23 protein-coding genes are annotated in these 24,281 nt (G+C 34.0%); 21 read left to right on the top strand and 2 right to left on the bottom strand.

What is annotated here, in order from left to right:
* Window positions 1-34: 34 nt before the first annotated feature.
* The 14 genes from INR76_RS09035 to INR76_RS08970 all read left to right on the top strand — a co-directional run bounded on the left by INR76_RS09035 (window position 35) and on the right by INR76_RS08970 (window position 12,205).
* Window positions 35-490, top strand: coding sequence for a cytochrome c (locus INR76_RS09035; RefSeq protein ID WP_255592562.1), 456 nt, complete (start codon window positions 35-37; stop codon window positions 488-490).
* A 107-nt stretch (window positions 491-597) separates the two neighbouring features.
* On the top strand, window positions 598-1,218 hold the full coding sequence (udk, locus tag INR76_RS09030) for a uridine kinase (RefSeq protein ID WP_223107575.1): 621 nt from the start codon (window positions 598-600) through the stop codon (window positions 1,216-1,218).
* A 38-nt stretch (window positions 1,219-1,256) separates the two neighbouring features.
* Window positions 1,257-1,550: a septum formation initiator family protein gene (locus INR76_RS09025; RefSeq protein WP_370632391.1), complete on the top strand. Its 294-nt coding sequence runs from the start codon at window positions 1,257-1,259 to the stop codon at window positions 1,548-1,550.
* Window positions 1,543-2,910 carry a methylmalonyl-CoA mutase subunit beta gene (locus INR76_RS09020; protein WP_223107572.1) on the top strand — a complete coding sequence of 456 codons (1,368 nt, stop codon included), beginning with the start codon at window positions 1,543-1,545 and terminating at the stop codon, window positions 2,908-2,910. The genes INR76_RS09025 and INR76_RS09020 overlap by 8 nt, the downstream gene beginning before the upstream one ends.
* The gene (locus INR76_RS09015) at window positions 2,910-3,095 is read left to right on the top strand and encodes a hypothetical protein (RefSeq protein WP_223107571.1); all 186 of its coding nucleotides are present in this window, start codon (window positions 2,910-2,912) and stop codon (window positions 3,093-3,095) included. The genes INR76_RS09020 and INR76_RS09015 overlap by 1 nt, the downstream gene beginning before the upstream one ends.
* On the top strand, window positions 3,088-3,720 hold the full coding sequence (locus INR76_RS09010) for a hypothetical protein (protein WP_223107570.1): 633 nt from the start codon (window positions 3,088-3,090) through the stop codon (window positions 3,718-3,720). The genes INR76_RS09015 and INR76_RS09010 overlap by 8 nt, the downstream gene beginning before the upstream one ends.
* Window positions 3,720-5,864 (top strand): methylmalonyl-CoA mutase, encoded by a 2,145-nt coding sequence (gene scpA, locus INR76_RS09005; protein ID WP_223107569.1) that lies wholly within the window; start codon window positions 3,720-3,722, stop codon window positions 5,862-5,864. Before INR76_RS09010 ends, scpA begins: the two co-directional genes overlap by 1 nt.
* 96 nt (window positions 5,865-5,960) lie before the next feature.
* A complete protein-coding gene (locus INR76_RS09000; protein WP_223107568.1) occupies window positions 5,961-6,845 on the top strand; it encodes an SDR family oxidoreductase in 885 nt (294 codons plus the stop codon).
* 91 nt (window positions 6,846-6,936) lie between these two features.
* Window positions 6,937-7,698 carry a ParA family protein gene (locus INR76_RS08995; RefSeq protein ID WP_223107567.1) on the top strand — a complete coding sequence of 254 codons (762 nt, stop codon included), beginning with the start codon at window positions 6,937-6,939 and terminating at the stop codon, window positions 7,696-7,698.
* Window positions 7,699-7,707: 9 nt separating this feature from the next.
* A complete protein-coding gene (locus tag INR76_RS08990) occupies window positions 7,708-8,607 on the top strand; it encodes a ParB/RepB/Spo0J family partition protein (protein ID WP_223107566.1) in 900 nt (299 codons plus the stop codon).
* A complete protein-coding gene (locus INR76_RS08985) occupies window positions 8,597-9,196 on the top strand; it encodes a DUF5683 domain-containing protein (RefSeq protein ID WP_223107565.1) in 600 nt (199 codons plus the stop codon). The genes INR76_RS08990 and INR76_RS08985 overlap by 11 nt, the downstream gene beginning before the upstream one ends.
* Window positions 9,196-9,900 carry a 4-hydroxy-tetrahydrodipicolinate reductase gene (gene dapB / locus INR76_RS08980; protein ID WP_223107563.1) on the top strand — a complete coding sequence of 235 codons (705 nt, stop codon included), beginning with the start codon at window positions 9,196-9,198 and terminating at the stop codon, window positions 9,898-9,900. Before INR76_RS08985 ends, dapB begins: the two co-directional genes overlap by 1 nt.
* Before the next feature lie 64 nt (window positions 9,901-9,964).
* On the top strand, window positions 9,965-11,536 hold the full coding sequence (gene lepB, locus INR76_RS08975) for a signal peptidase I (protein ID WP_223107562.1): 1,572 nt from the start codon (window positions 9,965-9,967) through the stop codon (window positions 11,534-11,536).
* A 48-nt stretch (window positions 11,537-11,584) separates the two neighbouring features.
* Window positions 11,585-12,205, top strand: a complete 621-nt coding sequence (locus tag INR76_RS08970) for a WbqC family protein (protein WP_223107561.1) — start codon at window positions 11,585-11,587, stop codon at window positions 12,203-12,205.
* Here the strand turns inward: INR76_RS08970 and bshC are convergent.
* Window positions 12,194-13,792, bottom strand: a complete 1,599-nt coding sequence (gene bshC / locus INR76_RS08965) for a bacillithiol biosynthesis cysteine-adding enzyme BshC (RefSeq protein WP_223109995.1) — start codon at window positions 13,790-13,792, stop codon at window positions 12,194-12,196. The two genes, INR76_RS08970 and bshC, sit on opposite strands and share 12 nt — an antisense overlap.
* A gap of 154 nt (window positions 13,793-13,946) precedes the next feature.
* Here bshC and INR76_RS08960 point away from each other — a divergent pair, with 154 nt between their 5' ends.
* The 3 genes from INR76_RS08960 (at window position 13,947) to INR76_RS08950 (ending at window position 17,931) form a co-directional block, all read left to right on the top strand.
* Window positions 13,947-16,433 carry a M14 family metallopeptidase gene (locus INR76_RS08960; protein ID WP_223107560.1) on the top strand — a complete coding sequence of 829 codons (2,487 nt, stop codon included), beginning with the start codon at window positions 13,947-13,949 and terminating at the stop codon, window positions 16,431-16,433.
* A 75-nt stretch (window positions 16,434-16,508) separates the two neighbouring features.
* Window positions 16,509-17,315, top strand: a complete 807-nt coding sequence (locus INR76_RS08955; protein ID WP_223107559.1) for an MBL fold metallo-hydrolase — start codon at window positions 16,509-16,511, stop codon at window positions 17,313-17,315.
* Window positions 17,316-17,385: 70 nt separating this feature from the next.
* A complete protein-coding gene (locus INR76_RS08950; RefSeq protein ID WP_223107558.1) occupies window positions 17,386-17,931 on the top strand; it encodes a hypothetical protein in 546 nt (181 codons plus the stop codon).
* A gap of 8 nt (window positions 17,932-17,939) precedes the next feature.
* On the opposite strand, the gene INR76_RS08945 is transcribed toward INR76_RS08950, so the two are convergent.
* Window positions 17,940-18,146, bottom strand: a complete 207-nt coding sequence (locus INR76_RS08945; RefSeq protein WP_223107557.1) for a hypothetical protein — start codon at window positions 18,144-18,146, stop codon at window positions 17,940-17,942.
* Between the two features lie 1,002 nt (window positions 18,147-19,148).
* Between INR76_RS08945 and INR76_RS13955 the strand changes: the two genes are divergently transcribed.
* The 4 genes from INR76_RS13955 to INR76_RS08930 all read left to right on the top strand — a co-directional run bounded on the left by INR76_RS13955 (window position 19,149) and on the right by INR76_RS08930 (window position 24,250).
* Window positions 19,149-19,382 (top strand): hypothetical protein, encoded by a 234-nt coding sequence (locus INR76_RS13955; protein WP_255592561.1) that lies wholly within the window; start codon window positions 19,149-19,151, stop codon window positions 19,380-19,382.
* Window positions 19,383-19,427: 45 nt separating this feature from the next.
* A complete protein-coding gene (locus INR76_RS13950) occupies window positions 19,428-19,793 on the top strand; it encodes a hypothetical protein (RefSeq protein WP_255592559.1) in 366 nt (121 codons plus the stop codon).
* Between the two features lie 159 nt (window positions 19,794-19,952).
* The gene (locus tag INR76_RS08935) at window positions 19,953-21,569 is read left to right on the top strand and encodes a T9SS type A sorting domain-containing protein (RefSeq protein WP_223107556.1); all 1,617 of its coding nucleotides are present in this window, start codon (window positions 19,953-19,955) and stop codon (window positions 21,567-21,569) included.
* A gap of 209 nt (window positions 21,570-21,778) precedes the next feature.
* Complete coding sequence (locus tag INR76_RS08930; protein ID WP_223107555.1) at window positions 21,779-24,250, top strand: T9SS type A sorting domain-containing protein; 2,472 nt, start codon at window positions 21,779-21,781, stop codon at window positions 24,248-24,250.
* Window positions 24,251-24,281: the final 31 nt, after the last annotated feature.

Here is a 24,281-nt window from a genome sequence, read left to right as displayed (position 1 = left end):
ACCCCATACTATCACAATGCACAAAACACCCTTTTTGTTACTCATACTTTGTATGCTAGTAGCTTGTAAAAACTCTAAAAAAGAAGAAAAAGAACCAATAAAACTTGGCTCTTATTCAGATAAACAAACAGAAACTAAACAAGACCCTTTAACAGCCAGTAAAGAACGTGGTGGATTAATTTACACAGATTTTTGTATGCAATGCCACATTGCAAATGGAAAAGGCGTTCCCGGAGCATTCCCCCCCTTAGCAGGCTCTAATTGGTTAAAAGACAAGCGAGAAGCTAGTATTCACGCTGTCAAATATGGACAAAAAGGAGAAATTGAAGTTAATGGCAAAACCTATAATGGCGTTATGGTACCTATGGGCTTGAGCGATCAAGAAGTAGCAGATGTAATGAATTACATTATGAACTCTTGGGGCAACACACAAGATACAATGGTGACAAAAGAAGAAGTGGCAAGTATAGAAAAGAAAAATGAGCAGTAAAGCTTTTTAAAACATAGTTTTATTTTCTAAGGTACCTTATATGATAATACACCCTTCAATCTTCCATATTATTTTTTAATTCCTACTTTTGTAAAAACTAAAAAAACATGCTTATAATTGGCATTGCCGGCGGTACCGGAAGTGGAAAAACAACAGTAGTACAACAAATTATTGAAGAATTACCTGTAGATGAAGTATGTATCATTTCACAAGATTCTTACTATAAAGACACCACACATTTATCATTTGATCAACGTGTGAAGATTAATTTTGATCATCCTCAAGCCATTGATTTTGATCTTTTAGTTAATCATTTAAAAGAATTAAAAAAAGGAAACTCTTTTGAGCAACCGGTATACAGCTTTGTAGATCATAATAGAACAGGAGAAACCGTTACTACACACCCGCGTAAAGTAGTAATTGTAGAAGGTATTTTAATATTAACACATCCAGATATTAGAGAATTGTTTGATATTAAAATTTTTGTACACGCTGATAGTGATGAACGATTAATACGTAGACTTAAACGTGATATTGCAGAACGTGGCAGAGACCTTGAAGAAGTACTCAGCAGGTATCAAACTACCTTAAAACCAATGCACCAACAATTTATTGAGCCCACAAAAGAGTTTGCAGATATTATTATACCAACCAACAGATATAACACGGTAGCCGTAAACTTAATACGAAGTATAATCAATCAAAAATTAACCAAAACCGAATCGTGAAACTTTCAGAAATCAAACAGAAAAAATGGTTCAAAATAATGAGCAATAAATACATGCTCATAGTTTTGGTTTTTCTAGTTTGGATGATTTTTTTTGATACTAACTCTTGGTTTATACATCAAGAACTGGATGATGACATTAAAGGTCTTCAAGAAAATGCCGAATTTTATAAATCTGAAATAGAAAAAGACAAAGCATTTATCGAAAAAATGAAAGATAGTGATGAAGTAGAACGATTTGCTCGAGAAAAATACTATCTTAAGAAAGAGAACGAAGATATATATATCATAGAACACGAAGACAGCCTTAAAAACAAGGAAGACGATGAGTGATTTATTTAAAGAATTTGATTCTGTTTCTGCAAAGCAGTGGAAACAAAAAATACAAGTAGACTTAAAAGGAGCCGATTATAATGAAACGCTCGTTTGGCAAAGTCGGGAAGGCATTCACGTAAAACCCTTTTACCACCCAGATGACTTTGAAGAACCATTTAAAGCTATTCCTGGGCAACCCACTACGTGGAATATTGCACAACACATATTTATTGATGACGAGAGCGTAGCAAACAAATTAGCGCTTGACAGCATTAAACGAGGAGCAGAAGCTATCTATTTTTCTGCAAAAGATGAGTTTGAAGTTGAAAAACTCTTTACAGATTTTCCTTTTAAAGAAACACCAATATATTTCAACTTTGCTTTTCTTTCTGGATCATTTATTGAAAAACTGAATCATTTTCTTTCCCATAAAAAAGCAACTGTATTTTACAATATAGACATCATTGGTAATCTTACTCATTCAGGAAATTGGTTTTATAACTTGAAGCAGGATCACACTGTTTTAGAAAAAATAATTTCAGAAAATGTTCATTCAGCAATACTTTCTGTAGATAGTACTGGGTATCAAAATGCCGGAGCTACAATGGTACAACAGTTAGCCTACAGCTTGGCTCAGGTAAACGAATATTTAAATCATTTTTCTTCAAAAAAGCTAGAAGGCAATATCACTTTCAAAGTTGCAGTTGGTTCAAATTACTTTTTTGAAATAGCCAAAATAAGAGCTCTTCGTAAATTATATGCCGCGTTGGCTTCAGAATATACTATTTCAGAAAGCTGCCACATCATTGCGTTTCCTTCAAAACGAAATAAAACACTGTATGATTATAATGTTAATATGCTGCGTACCACAACAGAATGTATGAGTGCTGTTTTGGGTGGTGCAAATACGGTTTGTAACTTACCATATGATGCTTTATATCATAAAAGTAATGAGTTTGGTGAGCGCATAAGCCGTAACCAATTATTGGTTTTAAAAGAAGAGAGTTATTTTGATACTGTTAGTAACGCAGCAGATGGTACATATTATATTGAAAGCTTGACTGATGAATTGGCTGAAAAGGCGCTTGCTTTATTTAAGACTATTGAAAAAGGCGGCGGATTTCTTCAGCAATTAAAAGAAGGAAAAATTCAGCAAAAAATTAAAGAAAGTGCTGAGAAAGAACAGCAATTGTACAATGACGGAACACTAAAGCTATTGGGCACAAATTATCATACCAACCCACAAGACCGTATGAAAGACGATCTAGAGCTTTATCCATTTGTAAAAACAAACCCACGCAAAACCCTTATTGAGCCAATTATAGAAAAAAGATTGGCAGAACAAACAGAACAAGAACGTTTAAAAGAAGAAAAATAATGAGTAGAGAAGCGCTAGAAGTTATTTTAGCAATTGGATTTGCCATATTAGGATTAGGATTATTCATAAGGCGTAATTCATTGAGTAAATCAAAATACTACAGACTTCTCATTATAGTTTTAACTGTCCTTTTTATTGCTTTTGCCGTTTATTTGGCGATCAGAAGCTTTAATAATTATGCATAAAAATCGATTTAAAATATCATTTTTTATCATCGCCTTACTGTGCGTCTCTTGTGTACAAGTAGGGAAAGAAATGGTAAGTTGGGTTGATGCCGAAGAAACAGAACAAGTATTTGGCACGTATCATTTTTTAGATGCAAACGGCACAGAAATTTACTTACCTGAAGATTTTGAGAAATACTCAATAGCCAGCTATCAAAAAGTAATAAACAAACTCGCAGCAGAAGATCAAGTAAATAACGAATTTAACAGACTGAATAACCTCAACAAAATGAAAGGTGATTTTTACATCTTTTTTGATGAAAAAACAAACGCTACGTGCACTGTAAATACCATGCCATACACACCTTTATCAAAAAGAGAGGCACAACAGTTTTTGGGCATTATGCGTTTAAACGCCGAAAAATCTGTACGAAATAAAAACATCAGTTTTAAAAAAATAACCGCTCGTTATAGCGGTACACCAGAAAATTGTATTTTTAAAAGTATCTATAAAGCCGAAGGAGAAAAGCTAGAGACATTTACTTCAAGCTATTTTATAACATCAAACAATAAGACAATTTTTCTTCAGTTATCAACACCGTTTGAGGCATATTTTGATCCTTTTATTAAAAAATTCAGAATGTAATGAGTAGAAAAGACGTTCAACATATAAGCTTACAAAATAATAAAGCATATACTCCTAAGCCGAGTATAGCAAACAAAAAATATACTACTGCAGAAAAAATTGAGGTTAAAAACCGCTACTCTGCAGAAGATCTGAAAAATATAGACCACTTAGAGTTTGCAGCTGGAATATCACCTTATTTGCGGGGCCCCTACTCTACTATGTATGTTCGCAGACCTTGGACTATACGACAGTATGCCGGATTTTCTACTGCTGAAGAAAGTAACGCTTTCTACCGAAGAAATTTAGCAGCCGGACAAAAAGGACTTTCAGTAGCTTTTGATTTGGCAACACACCGAGGGTATGATAGCGATCACGAGCGAGTATTTGGTGACGTAGGAAAAGCCGGAGTTGCGATTGATTCGGTCGAGGATATGAAAATACTCTTTGATCAAATTCCGCTAGATAAAATGAGTGTTTCCATGACAATGAATGGCGCCGTTTTACCTATTATGGCTTTTTACATTGTTGCCGCCGAAGAACAAGGCGTTTCACCAGAAGCCTTAGCAGGAACCATTCAAAACGATATTTTAAAAGAATTTATGGTGCGTAACACCTACATTTATCCGCCAACGCCCTCTATGAAAATAATCAGTGATATTTTTGAATTTACTTCCAAAAATATGCCTCGTTTTAATTCAATTTCCATTTCAGGGTATCACATGCAAGAAGCCGGCGCTACGTGTGATATAGAATTGGCGTATACATTGGCAGATGGCCTAGAGTACATTCGCACAGGGATTGATGCCGGTATGGATATTGACACCTTTGCTCCGCGCTTATCTTTTTTCTGGGCAATTGGTATGAATCATTTTATGGAAATTGCCAAAATGCGAGCAGCGCGCATGTTATGGGCAAAATTGGTAAAACAATTCAACCCTAAAAACCCAAAATCTTTATCTCTTAGAACTCATTGTCAAACCAGCGGTTGGAGTTTAACTGAGCAAGACCCTTTTAATAACGTAGCAAGAACTTGCATTGAAGCTTCTGCAGCAGCTTTTGGCGGTACGCAATCATTACATACCAATGCGCTGGACGAAGCTATAGCTTTGCCCACAGACTTTTCAGCTAGAATTGCAAGAAACACACAAATTTACTTACAAGAAGAAACCGAAATCACAAAAACGGTTGATCCTTGGGCTGGAAGCTATTATGTTGAAAAATTAACCGATGATATTGCAAAAAGCGCTTGGGCTCTTATAGAAGAAGTAGAAGAATTGGGCGGAATGACCAAAGCAATAGAAAAAGGAATTCCGAAATTGCGTATTGAAGAGGCCTCAGCTAGAAAACAAGCTCGTATTGATAGCGGACAAGATATTATCGTTGGTACCAATAAATATAGATTGGAAAAAGAAGATCCGCTTCAAATTTTAGATGTTGATAATCAAAAAGTGCGCACTTCACAAATAGAACGGTTGGAGCGCATTAAAAAAGAACGAAATACTCAAAAAGTAAAAGAAACACTTCAAAAATTAACTGAAAGTGCCAAAACAGGTGACGGAAATTTATTAGCTTTAGCCATAGATGCAGCAAGAGAACGAGCTACACTGGGCGAAATTTCAGATGCCTTGGAAGACGTTTTTGGAAGATATAAAGCACAAATTAAATCTGTAAGCGGTGTGTATAGCAGTGAAATAAACAAAGACCCATCCTTTGCCAAAGCAAGGAAGTTAGCCGATAAATTTGCCGAATTGGAAGGGCGCAGGCCACGTATTATGATTGCCAAAATGGGACAAGACGGTCACGATCGTGGAGCCAAAGTAGTTTCTACCGGTTATGCAGACGTTGGCTTTGATGTTGACATTGGTCCTTTGTTTCAAACACCTGCCGAAGCTGCTAAACAAGCTGTTGAAAACGATGTTCACATTCTAGGGGTTTCTTCATTGGCCGCGGGTCACAAAACACTAGTTCCTCAAGTAATTGACGAGTTAAAAAAACACAACCGTGAAGATATTATGGTAATTGTTGGTGGTGTGATTCCGTCGCAAGATTATCAGTTTTTATTTGACGTTGGTGCTACAGCTGTATATGGTCCCGGAACCAAAATTAGTGATGCTGCTATTGAAATACTTCAAATTTTAATTGACATCGCTACCGATGAATAAGGTTTCTTAAATTAATAACAAGATATTTTATTAAGAAGAAGGGTTGTTCTTCTATTAGGAAGCAAATTCCTATTTTTACAAGACTAAAAAAAAACTATGGATACTTCAGCAAAAATGCTTCGTGATGATGCATTAAAAGGAAAAACAATTGTTGTTACCGGTGGTGGTAGCGGATTGGGAAAATCGATGACCACCTATTTTTTGGAATTAGGAGCCAATGTGGTAATCACTTCTAGAAATATAGAAAAGCTACAAACAGTTAAAAAAGAACTGGAAGATGAAACCGGCGGAACTGTTCTACCTGTGCAATGTGATGTACGCAATTATGACGAAGTTGAAGCGATGGTGGAAGCTTCGGTTAAAGAATTTGGGACAGTTGATGTTTTATTGAATAATGCTGCAGGAAATTTTATATCTCCTACAGAACGTCTTTCTGCCAATGCATTTGACACTATTATAGATATTGTTTTAAAAGGGACAAAAAATTGTACACTAGCTTTTGGTAAACATTGGATTGACAAAAAAGAAACAAATAAAACAGTATTAAATATTGTTACCACATATGCCTTTACGGGTTCAGCCTATGTAGTACCAAGTGCTACTGCAAAAGCCGGAGTATTGGCTTTAACTCGTTCTTTGGCAGTTGAGTGGGCAAAATACGGAATACGTTTCAATGCCATAGCGCCTGGGCCTTTCCCTACAAAAGGAGCATGGGATAGATTGCTTCCGGGAGATTTAAAAGATAAGTTTGACCTTGCCAAAAAAGTACCTCTTAAACGAGTGGGTGATCATCAAGAATTAGCAAACCTAGCAGCTTATTTAGTATCAGACTTTTCAGCATATTTAAATGGTGAAGTGGTTGTTATTGATGGTGGTGAGTGGCTAAAAGGTGCTGGACAAATGAATCTTTTAGAAGAAATACCTAATGAAATGTGGGATATGCTTGAAATGATGATTCGATCAAAAAAGAATAAATCATAACCACACTTAATTGTTCACTTCCTGTTAACAAAAATGATTTTATGTCCGCATAAATAATTGTATTTTTAGCCTTTAAACCATAACATACTTAATGGGTAAAATAATAGCAATTGCCAATCAAAAAGGAGGTGTGGGAAAAACCACAACCTCGGTCAATTTAGCCGCCTCATTAGGCGTATTGGAAAAAAAAGTTTTATTAATTGACGCAGATCCCCAGGCTAATGCAACATCAGGGCTTGGCGTTGATGTAGAAGAAGTTGAGAAAGGTACGTATCAAATTCTAGAACATACCATATCTGCAGCCGATGCTATTATGGAAACTAGCTCTCCAAATTTGCATCTTATTCCTGCACATATAGATTTGGTTGCCATAGAAATTGAATTGGTAGATCAAGATAAGCGCGAGTCTATGCTCAAAAATGCCATAGAAGGCCTTAAAGATCAATATGACTTTATCTTGATAGACTGTGCTCCTTCCTTAGGGTTATTAACGCTTAACGCCTTGACAGCAGCTGATTCAGTGATTATTCCTATTCAGTGTGAGTATTTTGCATTAGAAGGACTAGGAAAACTATTAAACACAATTAAAAGTGTTCAAAAAATACATAACAACAATCTAGACATTGAAGGGCTTTTACTTACAATGTATGATTCTCGTTTACGACTTTCAAATCAAGTGGTTGATGAAGTTAAAAAACATTTTGATGAAATGGTTTTTAAGACAATCATTATGCGAAACGTACGTTTAAGTGAAGCACCAAGTTATGGTGAAAGCATTATTAGCTACGACGCCAGTAGTAAAGGAGCCAATAATTACTTAAGTTTGGCACAAGAGTTAATTGAGAAAAACTAGAAACGATAGATGGCGAAAGCAACAAAAAAACAAGCCTTAGGACGTGGTCTTTCTGCTTTATTGAAAGATCCCTCAAACGATATACAATCTGCAGAAGATAAAAACGCAGACAAAGTTGTTGGTAACATAGTCGAGTTGGAATTAGATACCATTGAGGTAAATCCTTTTCAGCCACGTACAAGTTTTAATGAAGAAACCTTGCGAGAGTTGGCTTCTTCAATTAAAGAACTTGGCGTAATTCAACCTATAACAGTACGAAAGCTTGGCTTTAACAAATACCAATTGGTAAGTGGTGAACGTCGTTTTAGAGCTTCAAAACTCATTGGCCTAGAGCGCATACCCGCATACATCCGTATTGCCAATGACCAAGAGTCACTTGAGATGGCATTGGTTGAAAATATTCAACGTCAAGATTTAGACCCTATTGAGATTGCTCTTTCATATCAACGTTTAATTGAAGAAATTGAAATTACTCAAGAAGAGTTAAGTGATCGCGTAGGTAAAAATCGCTCAACAATTGCTAATTATTTACGTCTTTTAAAACTAGATCCTATAATCCAGACCGGAATGCGTGACGGATTTATATCTATGGGTCATGGTCGAGCTTTAATAAATGTTGAAGATCCTGACACCCAGTTGGACATTTATGAAAAAATAGTAAGTAATAAGCTGTCTGTAAGAGATACCGAAGCATTGGTAAGAAATTATAAATCTACTGACGATAAACCAAAACCTGCAAAAAAAGCAACACCTCAATTTGCTAATAAAGGCAGAAAAGAATTGGAAGACTTACTAGAAACAAAAGTAAATGTAAAAGTTTCAAAATCTGGTAAAGGTCAATTAGTTGTACCTTTTAAAAACAAGGAGGACTTTCAACGTATTCTCAAGCTATTAAAACGTGAACAGTAGGTTATTAAATATCCTATTTTTTTTAGTAGCAACAGCTGCTTTTGCTCAAGAAGCAGACACAACTGCTGTACAAAAAGATAGTGTACTTCTTTCTGAAAAAAAATCTGGAATTGTTGTAAAAGATACTGTTTTAGATAACAAGCCATACAACCCATTAGCACCATCAAAAGCTGCCTTTTATTCTGCAGTAGTACCTGGGTTAGGACAAGCTTACAATAAAAGGTACTGGAAAATTCCTATAGTTTATGCAGGTATGGCAACTGGCGTCTATTTTTATTTAAAAAACGATGATGATTACAATCGTTTTCGTGATGCTTACAAAAGAAGGCTCGCTGGCTTTGAAGATGATGAATTTCAAGGTATATCAACCAATCGTTTAATTGACGCACAACGTAATGCCAAAAAAAATAAAGATTACAGTGTAATTGCTGTTGTTTTGGTGTATATGCTTAATATTATTGATGCCAATGTAGACGCTCATTTACAACAATATAACGTTTCAGAAGATCTTTCAGTGTCGCCAAATTTTCAAGTAAACCCAATAAACACACAAGCCAATTATGGTTTGTCATTCCGAATTAAATTATAATGAAACTAGCACTATTAGGATATGGAAAAATGGGTAAAACCATTGAAAAACTTGCTACTGATAAAGGTCACGAGATAGTATTTAAATCTGGTAGTGATTTTGAAGAAGGAAAGTTAAAAGAAGCAGACGCCGCTATTGAATTTTCTATTCCTGAAGCAGCAGTTAAAAATATAGAAAAATGTTTTAACGAAGGAGTTCCGGTTGTTTGCGGCACAACAGGCTGGCTTGATTCATATAAAAAAATAATAAAAAATTGTGAAGCACGTAACGGAAGCTTCATTTATGCGTCAAACTTTAGTGTAGGCGTTAATTTATTTTTTGGAATTAATGAATATGTAGCAAAAGTTATGGCTCCTTGGGATGAGTATGATGTTTCTGTTGAAGAAATACATCATACCCAAAAAAAAGATGCTCCCAGCGGCACAGCTATCACCATAGCCGAAGGAATTATGAAGCATACCCATAAAGATAATTGGAAACTAGATGAAGTCTCCCCTTCTACAATTCCTATTTCTGCTAAACGTGAAGGAGATGTAAAAGGTACTCATGCCGTAACCTATACGTCGACAATTGATACTATTTCAATTAAGCATGAGGCGCATACACGTGACGGATTTGCAAAAGGTGCCATCCTTGCAGCAGAGTGGTTGTCAAAAAAAGAAAGCGGTGTTTTTACTATGAAAGATGTGTTAGGAATTTCGTAGTATTGCAGCGTTCTATTGAATTAAAAATAAAAAGAAGAATAATTTCTTCAGAAAAAAATAAAATATGAGTTGGACAGGTTGGTTATTATTTTTCCTATTAATACAAGTAGTTCACTTTTTAGGAACCTGGAAGTTATACATTAAATCCGGAAGACAAGCTTGGGAAGCTGCTGTACCGGTTTACAATGCAGTAATATTGATGAAAATTATAAATCGCCCTTGGTGGTGGGTAATTTTACTTTTTATTCCTATTGTAAACTTAATTATGTTTCCTGTTGTTTGGGTTGAAACCTTGCGAAGCTTTGGCAGGAACAGCAACGCAAATACTTTTTTGGCAATACTTACATTTGGTCTATATATTTATTATATAAATTACACACAAGAGGTCACGTATATTGAAGAACGAAGCCTAAAACCTCGCACTGCCGCTGGAGAATGGGTAAGTTCTATTTTGTTTGCAGTTGTAGCAGCTACAATTGTTCATACATACTTTATGCAGCCGTTTACTATCCCAACTGCATCTTTAGAAAAAACATTATTAGTTGGCGACTTTTTATTTGTAAGTAAGTTTCATTATGGAGCTCGTACACCTATGACCCCACTTTCGTTTCCGATGGTGCACGATACAATACCGGTTGTAAAATCAAAATCTTATATTTCAAAACCACAAATACCATACTTTAGATTCCCAGGCTTTGAAGATATTGAACGCAACGATATTGTTGTTTTTAACTGGCCTATTGATGAGTTTGAAAACATAGGACCACCACCAAGCGGAAAGGCTTATAAACCTATTGATAAAAAATCAAACTATGTAAAGCGTTGTGTAGGTTTGCCGGGAGATTCATTAGAAATTAGAGATGGATACGTTTACATAGACGGAAAGCAAAACGACCTTCCAGACCGATCAAAAATTCAGTTTTCATATGCTTTTAGAACCAAAGGAAAAATGAATCCAAATGTGTTTAGAGAGCAGTATGACATTACAGATGGTATAGGATATGATGAAAATTTAAAAGCATACGTTTTACCGGCTGTTTCAGAAAATTCACTTAACCTACTGAAGCAAAATCCTAATATTGCTGAAGTTTTTAGGTATAAATCTGAAAAAGGAGAGTTTGATGCCTCTATCTTTCCACAAGACGACCGCTATAAGTGGAATGCAGATAACTTTGGGCCTATTTATATTCCGAAGAAAGACGCTACTGTTGATATAAATCTTGAAACCATTCCGTTTTATAAACGCATTATTGAAGTATATGAAGGAAGCGAATTAGGCATTGAAAACAACATTACCACTTCTGGCAATCAAGTATTATTAAATGGTGAACCCATAAGTAGTTATACTTTTAAGCAAGACTATTATTGGATGATGGGTGATAATCGTAACAACTCACAAGATGCTCGTATGTGGGGGTATGTGCCTTTTAATCACGTGGTAGGAAAACCCGTTTTTATCTGGATGAGTTGGGATGGCACCAAACAAGGAATTATGAATAAAATACGCTGGGAACGGTTGTTTACAACTGTTGGCGGTAAAGGTAAACCAGTTTCATACCTTTCATATTTCTTAGTTTTGGTTATTGCTTGGTTTGTTTTTGACTTTTTCAGAAAAAGAAAAAAGAAAAATAAATAAGTGGTTGCTTTCTTATCTCTGAAGTAAAAATCATAAACGTTCATTGTTATGGATTCTATTTTGGTTCACCCGGTTTATTTTCCATCTATTGCCCAAATGGTTGCTATTGCCAAAGCAGAAAAAGTAGTTTTTGAAGTATCTGGTAATTACCAAAAACAATCGTACCGTACCCGTACCTATATTGCACATAGTAATGGAAAACTAACCTTAAATATTCCTATTAAACATACCGGTCAACGTCAAAAAACAAAAGAAGTACAAGTTGAAAATGAATTTCCGTGGCAATCACAACATTGGAAATCATTAACTACCGCTTACCGCACATCACCTTTTTTTGAATTTTATGAAGACGAACTCTATCCACTGTTCAATAAACCAGTTAATAAACTTTTAGATCATAACTTAGACATTTTTGATACCCTTTGCGAATTAATAGATCTTGACGTAGAAACCTCAAAGACCGAAGAATATCATAAAAATCCTGAAAAAATTATAAACCTTCGTTATCTAGCTAAAGCCAAAAATCAACCCGATTTTAACTTATCTCCTTACAAACAAGTTTTTGAAACCAAACACGGATTTCTTTCCAACTTATCGATTCTAGATTTACTTTTTAATGAAGGTCCAAACACACTCAACTACCTGCAGCAGCAAGATTTAAGTTTGTAACTCCAAGATGGTAAACTTATGAGCTAATGGGTCTAGATTGTTTTTTATTTCAGAGAAAAGACGGTCACCGTATTCTAGGTAAAATTCTGAAAAGTTCTTGGTGCGTTCTTGCAAACTTTGATTAGGAAACAAGATGTCTTGCAGCTTTGTTAGCCTTTCCAATTCATCAACCAATTTGCGTTTTTGAGCTTTCAACAATCGTTTTTCAAGATGATCCAGTCCATTTAACTGCTTTTTTTCTTGAGCCGCTACAGCACCCAAGAATGATGCGTCTGTCTTTTTGGCCAAGGTGTACAAATCTTTAAATTGTTGTTGAAGATGAGTACGTTGCTTTGAGAAATCAATTTCAATTTCTGAAATACGTTTGGTATGCTTTGTCTTTAGCTCATGTTGTTTTAAAAATAATTCGCTAACAGAAACACCCAAACTGTCCAGTTTTTTTGAAAGTTTTGAAGGCACTAATAATACAGAGTTGCGGAGCAACAATATAGGAAATGGTACTGCTACAGCATCAAAATAATCCTTTAACTGAAACCAATAAGCCAATTCTCCTCCTCCACCTACATAGCAAAGGTTAGGAAGAATAACTTCTTGATATAATGGCCGTAACAAAGCATTGGGAGAAAAGCGCTCTGGATGGTTGTTTAGTTCATTAAACAATTCTTCTTTTGAAAAAGAAAGATCGGTATCATTGATATAAAACACCTCTTCTCTTTCAATAATACGTTCACGACGATTTTCGGTAAGATAAAATAAGTTAATCTCACGAGGATGTACTTGTTCTTGATACCCTAGATCTGTAAGTTGTTTTGTTGTTTTGGTTACTTTATTAAAAGAAATATTTTCTTCAAGTTCTTTTTCAGCATATGGTATAAATGCCTTTTTAAGAGATGCATCATCACCATCAATTATCACTAGCCCGTATTTTTTAAAAAGCTCATTTGCAAGATAGCGTGTTGCTTGAGCTAGTGTATCATGTTTTAAATATGCTTCTTCAAAAAGGTTTTTTAAAAACTGTGCTTGTTCACTATTACCAAAAGAATCTCCAAGTGTTTTAAAAACCTTATCTAAGCCTTTATCATCTAACCTACCTACTGCTCCATCTGCATTTCTGCTCCATTGAATTTTTGTGTTTTCAAAATTAAAATAATTAATCTCGTCAAAATCGTGATCTTCACTTGCCATCCAATAAACAGGTACAAAATGCTGTTTGGGATAGTTGTCTTTCAGTGCTTCTGAAAGATTAATAACCGAAGCTATTTTATATAAAAAATACAACGGTCCTGTAAACAAGTTAAGTTGATGTCCCGTAGTGATGGTAAATGTATTTTCTTGCAATAAGGACTGTATATTGTTTTGTGTTTCTTCTGAAGTAGGTACGCTACTATATTGATTTTGTAACGCTTTCACTAGGGTAGCTCTAGATTCTGAAGAGAAATTTTGCTTTTGCTCTATTTGATTTTTGAAATTTTCTAATGATGGAAAATTTCCGAAAAATTGAGACAAGCTATCTTTTGAGTCAAGATAGTCACAAATTAAGTTTGAAAAATAACCGGTTTGTTGATACGAAATAGTAGAAATTGGCATACAGTCTTTAAAAATTGACACAAATGTAACCACTTTACGTGATTTGTGATTTTAAAGATACGTTAATCTTATTCGGTTTTAAATTAGCTTATTTTTTGAGATTTGAATTTTGTAAAATCAACTATCTTTAGCCCTCAAATCAAATTACATAAAAATGACCAAGTTTTTTACGCCTCTCTTTTTAGTATTATCATCCTTTTTATTTGCACAAGTACAATCGCCTTCAGAATTTTTAGAATATGAATTGGGGTCACAATTTACAAGAAATGCAGATGTGGTTAATTATTTTAAGCACGTTGCAGAAAATAGTGATATGGTAACCTTTCAAGGGTACGGAAAAACAAATGAAAGACGGTCATTAACCTATGCTGTGGTTTCTTCTCCACAGAATATTTTAAATCTAGAAACCATTAGAGCCAACAATTTGAAAAGTATTGGCCTACAGTCTGGTGAAGCAAATCCTAAACACGCTATAGTATGGATGAGTTATAATGTACACGGAAATGAAGCATCGAGTACAGAAGCTGCTATGGCAACTCTTTATCAATTAATCACAGAAAAGAAAGATTGGCTGGAAAATACCGTTGTAATTATTGACCCTTCTGTAAACCCCGACGGCCGTGATCGCTATGTAAACTGGTACAACCAAGTAAAGGCAACACCGTATAACCCATCACAAGACGCAACCGAGCACAGCGAACCATGGCCAGGAGGAAGACCAAATCATTACCTATTTGATCTTAACCGTGACTGGGCTTGGGCTTCTCAAATAGAAACTCGCCAACGTTTAAAAATTTACAATCAATGGATGCCTCATGTTCACGTTGATTTTCACGAACAAGGCATTAATGAGCCCTATTACTTTGCACCTGCTGCAGAACCGTATCACGAAATCATCACTCCTTTTCAACGAGAATTTCAGCATCAAATAGGTAAAAATCACGCAAAATACTTTGATGAAAACGGGTGGTTATTTTTTACCCGTGAGCGTTTTGATTTATTATATCCTAGTTATGGTGACACCTACCCTATTTATATGGGAGCAATTGGGATGACTTATGAACAGGCAGGACATGGGTTTGCCGGTTTAGGTATTAATACAGATGAAGGATTTGAACTTACTCTTAAAGATCGTATTGCACATCACACAACTACCGGGCTTTCTACAGTAGAGGTAGCATCTAGAAATACCGAAGAGTTAACTTCAGAGTTTAAAAAATTCTTTAACAATCAATCTTCAAAATATAAAAGCTATGTTTTAAAAGGAAACAGCGATAATATCAATGCGCTTACAGAGCTTCTAGATTTACACGAGATAAAATATGGTTTTATTAACGGCAAAACCGTTACAGGTTACAGTTATACTGATGCGAAACAAGGCAGTATGAAAGCAGAAAATGCATTGGTAGTAAGTACCAATCAACCAAAAGGGAAAATGGTTCAAGTTTTATTTGAGCCACAAACAAAGCTTTCTACACCTGTAACGTATGATATTACCGCTTGGAGCCTTCCTTATGCTTATGGCCTTGAGGCTGTGGCAAGCACCTCTTTAGTTTCAGCAAATGATACTCCAAAATCTATTTTTAAAACAAATACTGAAGCTTCAACTGCAGCAGGTTATATCGCAAAATGGAACAGTATGGACGATGCATCTTTTCTGGCAGATTTATTAAAGCACGATATACGAGTGCGTTTTTCAGAAAAGAAATTGAACTTTAATGGTAACACATTTGACAGAGGTAGTTTAATTATTACCCGAAGCGATAACAAAAGTAATACAGAGTTTGATGCTATTGTAAATCGTTTGGCTAATAACCACAAACGTACTCTATATGCTTCTCAAACAAGTTTTGCAGATACACTAACCGATTTTGGTTCTCCAGATATAAAGTTAATAAACAAGCAACGTATTGCTGTATTACAAGGAAATGGAACTTCTTCGCTAAGTTATGGTGCTATCTGGCATTTTTTTGAACAACAATTACAGTACCCTATAACTTCAATTAATACTGAAGATTTTAATGCAGATATGCTTCAACGATATGATGTTTTGGTAATGCCAAACGGCTGGTACAGAAGTGTACTAAAAGATGAAACATTTAGCGAATTAAAAAACTGGATACAAAAAGGAGGAAAAGTTATCGCTATTGGTAGTGCAGTACGAAGTTTTGAAGGAAGAAATGGATTTTCATTAAAAGAAAAGAGTACTCTAGAAAGTGCAGATTCTAATGATGAAGCTAAGCAAAATTTAACACCCTATGATGCCCGAGAACTTGAAAGCACTAAAAACCTTATAACCGGAAGCATATTTAAAGTAAAAATGGATTCCTCTCACCCTATGGCATTTGGGTATGACGATACATATTTTAGTTTAAAACTAGGAGACCAAGCATATAGTTTTTTAGATTCAGGATATAATGTAGGGTACATAAAAGGTGCTGCTGAAAATGTTTCAGGCTTTGCCGGAGCTACTGCAAAGGAAGGCTTAACAGATACTTTAGTTTTTGGTGAAGATCGCGTTGGTCGAGGTTCTGTTGTATACATAATTGATGATGTATTATTTCGTTCGTTTTGGCAAAATGGTAAGTTATTGTTTGTAAACAGCTTATTTTTTGTAAATAATAATGCATTTACATTATAACCCTATGTCTTAAAATAGTGTGAAACGCACAACACAAACGCTTACTTTGCTGTATATTCGAGTAAAAACCTAATAATGAGACCTATATTTTTACTTGCATTAAGCATAATGGTATTTACTTCATGTAATAATTCAGAAAAGAAAAAATCTGATGAAACTGTGACTACAGTAGAAGTAGAGAAACCTCAGTCAATTAAAGAACATTCAGATCAAGATTTTGTAAACATAACACCTATTGAGCACGCAACAATGGTTTTACAGTGGGACAATGTAGTTCTTTATGTAGATCCTGTAGGTGGTAGTAAAGCATTTAATGGACAACCAGAGCCAAATATAGTTTTGGTAACCGATATTCACGGCGATCATCTTAATGTGGAAACATTGAAAGCAGTTATGAAAGACAGTACCATTTTAATAGCTCCACAAGCTGTTGCAGATAAATTACCAGACCCGCTCAGAGAAAAAACACAAGTTATTAAAAACGGAGAAAGTACAATTCATAACAATATTGCTATTGAAGCAATGCCAATGTACAATCTTCGAGAAGAAGCTAAAAAATTCCACGAAAAAGGACGTGGTAATGGGTATATTTTGGAAAAAGAAGGAAATCGATTATACATTTCAGGAGATACAGAAGATATCTCTGAAATGCGAAACCTAAGTGATATAGATATAGCCATTGTATGTATGAATCTACCTTATACTATGCCTGTAAACAAAGCTGCCAAAGCTGTTTTGGATTTTAAACCTCACATTGTTTATCCATATCATTACAGAGGACAAAACGGATTGAGTGATGTAAGCAAGTTTAAAGAAATGGTAAACAATCAAGATGAGTCAATTACTGTTAAGCAGCTAGATTGGTATCCTGATAAAGAGTAAAACTTGTGCATTTTAGGTATTATTTTACTTAAAGCAAATATGCTGAAATTATGAAAATGAAATTCATTAGATGAATATTATAAAAGAAATTACTGCCAAATATCAAGGAGTTTATGAAGAAGAAATAAAAAAATCAACAATTTATGCGTCTGGTAAATATTCTTTTCATCCAGAAAAAGGCGTATTTGAGGTAGCTGGCAGTAAACTATCTGTGAATATTCAAGCCGTTGGAGGTGCTGCCCAAGTTACTGAGCCTTATCGAATTATTTTATACTTAAAAAAGCCTTTCAATGGAAAACTAGAAATATATCCTACTACTATTCTAAATAAAATTTATTGGTATATTTTTAAATCTAGTAAGCTAAGTTTATCAAGCAAAATAGATAAGTATTATAGCTTCAAGGGAAATAAACAACTCATTAAAAAATTAAAAAAGGATAAAGAGTTTTGTGAAGTGTTAAAACCTGAAACAGTCTACATTACACTTAATAAAAAACACCCTAAACATATTTTACTTAAACCGGCTTATGGTCTTGATACGATTGAGCAACTTGAAAGGTTTATCAAATTATTAAAGTCAATAGAAAATGAAATTAATTCAAATTTCAGCTTTTAAATTTTAGTTTATTCCCTTTCACACAAAACACCCCAAATGTTTAGTGTTTGTTTTGCTGTATTAATTTTTACTGTATTGTCATTAAGTACTTTAATTTCGTCTGGATTGCTGTATAGTGGATCAAAAAGCGCGTAAGCATCAAAATCATTAGTTACGAACTGAAGTGTTTTCCAATCTCCTTCACCAATATAAGTTCCTATTTCAGAATGCTTCACGGGTTTGTATATTGGAGTATAGCTGAAATTCTTGGATATACAACTAACATGGACTTAAACAGTACCTCGTTTGCAGCTAGGGAAGATTCTAGTGCAGGGCAACGTATTATCATCTCAGGGGCGGGACCTATGATTATTATAATACAAGCAATTGTGGTTTTTCTATTTTTAAGCTATAAGCGATGGAATCTATACCTATACCTATATCCTTTTCTATTCACTGTTTTTATATGCGACTGTTAGCTGGAGGTATGAACGTCATCAACCTAAACGATGAAGGCGCATTAGTCAGTTTTTAGGATTGGGCACCTACACCATACCGGTATTAGTTAGTGCATTTTTACTGTATTTGGAGTACCGCATTGATAAAAGTCACCAACCTTCTTGGAGGCTTCAAAACAACACTACTCTATTAGTCATGGTTTTTAGCTCTATTCTTATTCTTTTAGATAAATTTTTGAGTGTTCAATTGCTATAAAAACGAGTGTTTTCCTGCATTTGATCTAGTTTGCTTCTAGGTTACTTTGCAAAACGTCCTTTTTTGGAAAATAGCCCAATCCGTTCCCGAAAGATCCCCGAACAAAACCCCTAAAATTTAGGATAATGTCTGCATACGTCGTCACAGGATTGCAGCGCTGACCAAACTCGGTCAATTATGGCCAAACGCCGTCATTTGTTATCAATATAGTTCAAGTTGTTGGGGTATCAACGTATTTAGTAGCTTTAAACCTGCAGGTATGCCTGGTTTTGGAGAAAATACAAGTTTGATGAATTACTTGAACAAAGCAACACAAAAATCTATTTACAAGATTTTGTAAACTAGTTTTTTTAAGTATATTTGGCGGCGATTTAACTTTTTATTAAGATTTCAAAGTTTTTAACCCCAAACACTAATTATCCATTTCACACACATACATAAACTAAACCTACTACTAAAAGCTATGCCTCTTTGTGGTTAGATATATATTATCATAAACCAAAACCAATATTTAAATTAAACAGATGAGAAGTATTAAAATTCCCCTGCTATTAATTTCAGTTACTACGTTAACAAGTTGTGCCTCTGGATATAAAATGATTGAGCCAAAATCAATTAATTATGTTTCGAGAAACGAAAACAATGGAGCAAAACTAGAGTACAAATATGATTTACTCGATAAAAAGTATGCTAAAAAGGGAGTAAGGTTAGTAGCTGTTAAAATAACAAATGAGTCTGACAAGGATTTAATGTTTTGAAGGAAAATTAAACTCACTTATGAAAACGGAAAGGAAATAGTGGTTATGGAAAACGATAGGGTATTTAAATCCTTAAAGCAAAGCCCAGCTTCTTATTTGTTTTATCTATTATTAACTCCTTTAAACTTTTACACATCAAGTTCAGATGCCGATACAAGTTCTACCCCAATAGGTTTGGTAATTGAACCTAGCCTTGCCTGCGGAAACATGATTGCAGCCGTGTCTGCAAATAAGAAATTTAAAACAGAGTTTTTAGAGCACAACATCAATGAAACCCTTATTGAAAAAAGTGAAACCAAATATGGACTGGTAGGAATAAAATCTGACTCTTTTGATGCTTTAAAAATAAAGGTTGAATTAAAGCAAGGGCTTCGAGACAAAGTATACGGTTTTGTGAATTGCGTTTTTTAAGTATATTTGAGACAGCACTCCCCTTTTAATAAATACAGTAAGAACACTTTTTTTTAGTTGATACAGCTCATATCATGCTATATAGGTTTAATGAAAATGGAAACGGTGTTGTTGTAAACTAGTTAGGCAACTAGCTGAGAAAATTAAAAATGAAATATTATGCGAATCAAAAAAATTCTCTATCTATTAACCATGTTCCAAGTTTTCGGATTGCACTCGCAAGAATTCGATTGGGCAAATAGTATAACGGGTGGTGAACATGAATATGGAGTAAAAGCAATAAAAAATAGCCTAGGAGAAACATATTTTATTGGACATTCCACTGGAAACCCTTTTGTATATGAAGGCATTGAATATTATACAAATGGTCGTAGTGATGCATTTTTCGCCAAGCTTGATTCTGATAAAAATTTAGTTTGGCTGAAAAAAATTGGGGGAGATGATATAAACTATTTCGATGATGCTTTAGACATTCACATAGATCCATTTGGTGACGTTTACCTTGCAATTCAATCAGTTGGCCAAAACTTTATGTATGATGGGCAACTCTTAAGCGGTGTGGAAGCTTCCGGTCAGGGCGGCGGTGAAGGTGTCATTATCAAAGTAAATTCAGATGGTGAATACATCTGGCATGAATCCGGCACTACCCCAACGGGAGATAACAATTCATTTCAAGGAATAACCACCGATTCTGATGGAAATCTTTACATAGTTGGCAATTTTAGAAGATCCGTTAGATTGGGAGGAACAATAACACTTACTAACCCATCTACAGGTAGTACACAAGACATGCTTATTGCTAAATATCAAGCAGACGGTACCATTATTTGGGCAAAACGTGCAGGCGGCACACCACATAATACATTTGCCGGAGGTAGAGATATTGAGATACACCCTCAAACAAATGAGATTATTGTTTTGGGTCGTAGTAACGGACCCGTATACTATGATGGAGAGCTCTCACCTGCCTATAACAGTAATGATGATGAAGGAATAATATTATTATCCTATGATACTGAAGGAACTCAAAATTGGGTAAAACAAATTTTAGAGCTTCCGTCCAATTTTGCTACTTATGGCACTTCTTTAGACATTAGCTCTGAAGGCGTTATTGGGATTTGCGGATATAAAAATAGCGGGGTGGGATTAGTTGGCTTTTATAATAGTAATGGTTCTGTAATTACTGAGCATGAACATCCATCTACAGACGGAGTGAGGATATTTTCGATTTCATTTAATGAATTTAATGAGGCCTATCTTTCAGGATGGACTGATACTGGTGCCGTTATAGGGATAGCTCCTGCAACAGTCACGATTTCTTCCGACACTGGATTTATTGTTAAACTTGATGTCTTTCAACAAGTAAAATGGATTTCGGAATTCACCGCTAGTTATTTTAGAAATAGTATATCCTATTTTGATGGTAAACTTACGTATGCAGGTAGAATTGACGATAATTTCACTTATAACGATGGGCAAAACATTATAACTCATGATAGAGGGGATGGACTATTCGCGGAAATGACAGATACCGAACTATTATCCAAGGAAACATTTTCAGATGATGATATTGTCGTATACCCTAATCCAACAGCAGATATATTTAGGGTTAAGAGTAATACTGTTGAAAATATTGAAATTTATAATATTAATGGTGTGCTTTTAAAAACAACTAATAAAAAAGAAATAGATCTGAGCCAGCACTCGAAAGGAATTTATTTGGCAAAAATTACTACTGACAAGGGCACAGCTATAAAAAAAATAATTTTAAAATAAAAAACAAAAGTAGAATAAGGTATAAACATACTTACAGCAGATTTGTCAATATCCAATCCCCACTAAGAATTGCTAACGTCTGTGCAAAACCGAAAATAAACGCTAATTAACAAGGAAAAAATGGGTAAATCGTGTAAGAACTTTAAGTTCAAGCATTATTTTTATTTTATGTTGCCTAATTTCAAAACACACTATATTAAAAAAAATTTATGAATACATTACTACCTAAAAATTCAATAAAATTACTATTCACTTTGTTCATTTTAAACTTTTCATTTATTTATTCCCAAACTAATTATGAAGAAGGAAATACTCTAATAGATTTAACACATTATTCAAGTGACATAACATCATTATTTGCCTCTGACCTAAATAATGATGGTTTTAAAGAGTTAATCGTTGGCTCTATAAATGATAATAAAATATTATTTTATAAAAATATAAATGGGAGTTTACAGCAAGAGCAACGAATAATAATTTATGAGGGTACATCTAGTATATATAAAATTGATGTTTATTCCAAAGACTTAGATTCAGATGGTTTAAACGATATAATAATAATTAGTGATTTGGATAATAAGGTATCTTGGTTTAGAAACTTAGGTGATTATAATTTTAGTTCCGAAATAGAGTTATCAAAAAATATAGATAGGCCCGAATCACTTATATCTGATGATATTGACAATGATGGCGATAATGATATCATTATAGGTTCATATTCTAATAATAATGTAAGTATATTTAAAAATAATGGGGATGGTACGTTTACAAATCCAGAGGTAATTTTTAACTCAGATAATGAAATTAGGAAAATAGATTTATTTGATTTAGACAACAATGGTTTTTTAGATATTATTTCTGGAGACGATAATGGTATTATAAAATGGGTTAAAAATTTAGATGGATTAAACTTTGATTCCCCAGAATTTATTACTGGATTAGCGGGTAACGGAAAAGGATTTAGTTTTATAGATATAAATAGTGATTCTTTTTATGATATTGTTTTTACATCCAATTCTAGCGATAATTTAAAATATAGTCTCAATGAAAATGGGATTTCTTTTTCATCCCCCATTACTATTGATGATTCACTAGCAGATCCTCAGCAATTAAAAGTTAAAGATGTTGATAGTGATGGGGTTTTAGATATCGTTGTTTCAACTTATTATAATTCAATAATAGGATGGTATAAAAACAACAACGGATCTTTTTCCAATATCAATCAAATTACTACAAGTGTGTATAACCCTAAAGCATTTATACTTGAAGATTTTGACAATAATAACTCTATAGATATTGTTGCATCATCATATGTAAATAATGAATCTTCAAAACAGAAACTTTCACTTTTTAATTTAAACACTACTAATAATGTATATAAAGAAACGATATTAAACTTTTATTTTAAAGCAGTAAACACAGTGAAAGTAGCCGATTTAAATAACGACGGTTATAATGACATTGTATCGGCTTATGGTTCTTTACTATGGAATAAAAATCTAGGAGATTCTACTTTTTCTTCTCAAATAGTAATCAGTAATTCAATTGAAAATAGCTTTGTATATGATATTGAATTAAAAGATTTTAATAATGATGACCTTATTGACATTGCTGCAATCGAGGATTCTTCTTTTAAAGTTTATAAAAATAATGGGGATGAAACATTTACACCCATATTCAGTGTTGCCCTTTCAGATATATCAAGAGAAATAGAAGTATCAGATCTGAATAATGATAATAATCTTGACATATTAATATCTTTTATTCAAGATGAACCCCATTTAATTAAAATAATGAACAATGGAGGTTTTGACTTTCAAACTCCCACCCCCATCGAGATCTCTGAGTATGGTTTTGAACCCTATCATTTTAAAACAGGAGACATAGATAATGACGGAGACATAGATATAGTTACAAGTTCTACTGAATATTCTATGATCCAATGGTTAGAGAATGATGGCTTAGGATTTTTTACTCATCATTTAATTGAATCAGAAATTGAAACCAACCCAATAGAGTTATCTGATATAGATAATGATGGAGACCTAGACATAGTTTCTGCAGACAGAAATAATCCTATCATTTATTTTATTAAGAATAACAATGCTAATTTTGGACCTCAAATTACAATTGATTCCCAAAGTGCACAATCAATTGTAATGGGTGATATTAACAACGATGGCTATCAAGATATTGTTTGTACATCTTATGATTATTCCGAAGATAATGAAAAAGTTTTTTATTATTTAAATAATCAAGGAAATGGTTTCGAAGACCAAGCATTAATAGAAAGTTTGGGAGATGCATTAAGTTTGAGTAAAGAAGCTACTTTAGGGGACTTGAATAATGACGATAAACTAGATGTTATTTCAAGTTATTATTTTATAAATACAGTTAAATATTTTATAAATTCATTTGAGTTATCTATAGAAGAAATTGGATTATTAAAGGACACCGACTCTTTTTATATATACCCCAACCCTAGTTCTAATTATATTTCTTGGAGTGACAAACTGAGTGTTAATAATATTATAATTTATAATGTAGCTGGGCAAAGGATTTATAATAAAGTTGTGGATGCAACTCAAACATTAGATATAAGTCACTTAACAAAAGGCATCTACTATATTGTAGGGCTTAATGTAAAGAAAAAGTATTTTACAAAATTTATAAAAGATTAAACTTAATTCTAATAAGGATTATCTTCAAATG

The organism is Marixanthomonas sp. SCSIO 43207, from assembly GCF_019904255.1.
Lineage (GTDB): Bacteria > Bacteroidota > Bacteroidia > Flavobacteriales > Flavobacteriaceae > Marixanthomonas.
This window is presented reverse-complemented; position numbering and strand designations above follow the sequence as displayed.

Coding starts and splice junctions, on each gene's coding strand:
- udk (WP_223107575.1), top strand. CDS start 598: ATGCTTATAATTGGCATTGCCGGCGGTACCGGAAGTGGAAAAACAACA.
- INR76_RS09025 (WP_370632391.1), top strand. CDS start 1,257: ATGAGCAATAAATACATGCTCATAGTTTTGGTTTTTCTAGTTTGGATG.
- INR76_RS09020 (WP_223107572.1), top strand. CDS start 1,543: ATGAGTGATTTATTTAAAGAATTTGATTCTGTTTCTGCAAAGCAGTGG.
- INR76_RS09015 (WP_223107571.1), top strand. CDS start 2,910: ATGAGTAGAGAAGCGCTAGAAGTTATTTTAGCAATTGGATTTGCCATA.
- INR76_RS09010 (WP_223107570.1), top strand. CDS start 3,088: ATGCATAAAAATCGATTTAAAATATCATTTTTTATCATCGCCTTACTG.
- scpA (WP_223107569.1), top strand. CDS start 3,720: ATGAGTAGAAAAGACGTTCAACATATAAGCTTACAAAATAATAAAGCA.
- INR76_RS09000 (WP_223107568.1), top strand. CDS start 5,961: ATGGATACTTCAGCAAAAATGCTTCGTGATGATGCATTAAAAGGAAAA.
- INR76_RS08995 (WP_223107567.1), top strand. CDS start 6,937: ATGGGTAAAATAATAGCAATTGCCAATCAAAAAGGAGGTGTGGGAAAA.
- INR76_RS08990 (WP_223107566.1), top strand. CDS start 7,708: ATGGCGAAAGCAACAAAAAAACAAGCCTTAGGACGTGGTCTTTCTGCT.
- dapB (WP_223107563.1), top strand. CDS start 9,196: ATGAAACTAGCACTATTAGGATATGGAAAAATGGGTAAAACCATTGAA.
- lepB (WP_223107562.1), top strand. CDS start 9,965: ATGAGTTGGACAGGTTGGTTATTATTTTTCCTATTAATACAAGTAGTT.
- INR76_RS08970 (WP_223107561.1), top strand. CDS start 11,585: ATGGATTCTATTTTGGTTCACCCGGTTTATTTTCCATCTATTGCCCAA.
- bshC (WP_223109995.1), bottom strand. CDS start 13,792: ATGCCAATTTCTACTATTTCGTATCAACAAACCGGTTATTTTTCAAAC.
- INR76_RS08960 (WP_223107560.1), top strand. CDS start 13,947: ATGACCAAGTTTTTTACGCCTCTCTTTTTAGTATTATCATCCTTTTTA.
- INR76_RS08955 (WP_223107559.1), top strand. CDS start 16,509: ATGAGACCTATATTTTTACTTGCATTAAGCATAATGGTATTTACTTCA.
- INR76_RS08950 (WP_223107558.1), top strand. CDS start 17,386: ATGAATATTATAAAAGAAATTACTGCCAAATATCAAGGAGTTTATGAA.
- INR76_RS13955 (WP_255592561.1), top strand. CDS start 19,149: ATGAGAAGTATTAAAATTCCCCTGCTATTAATTTCAGTTACTACGTTA.
- INR76_RS13950 (WP_255592559.1), top strand. CDS start 19,428: ATGGAAAACGATAGGGTATTTAAATCCTTAAAGCAAAGCCCAGCTTCT.
- INR76_RS08935 (WP_223107556.1), top strand. CDS start 19,953: ATGCGAATCAAAAAAATTCTCTATCTATTAACCATGTTCCAAGTTTTC.
- INR76_RS08930 (WP_223107555.1), top strand. CDS start 21,779: ATGAATACATTACTACCTAAAAATTCAATAAAATTACTATTCACTTTG.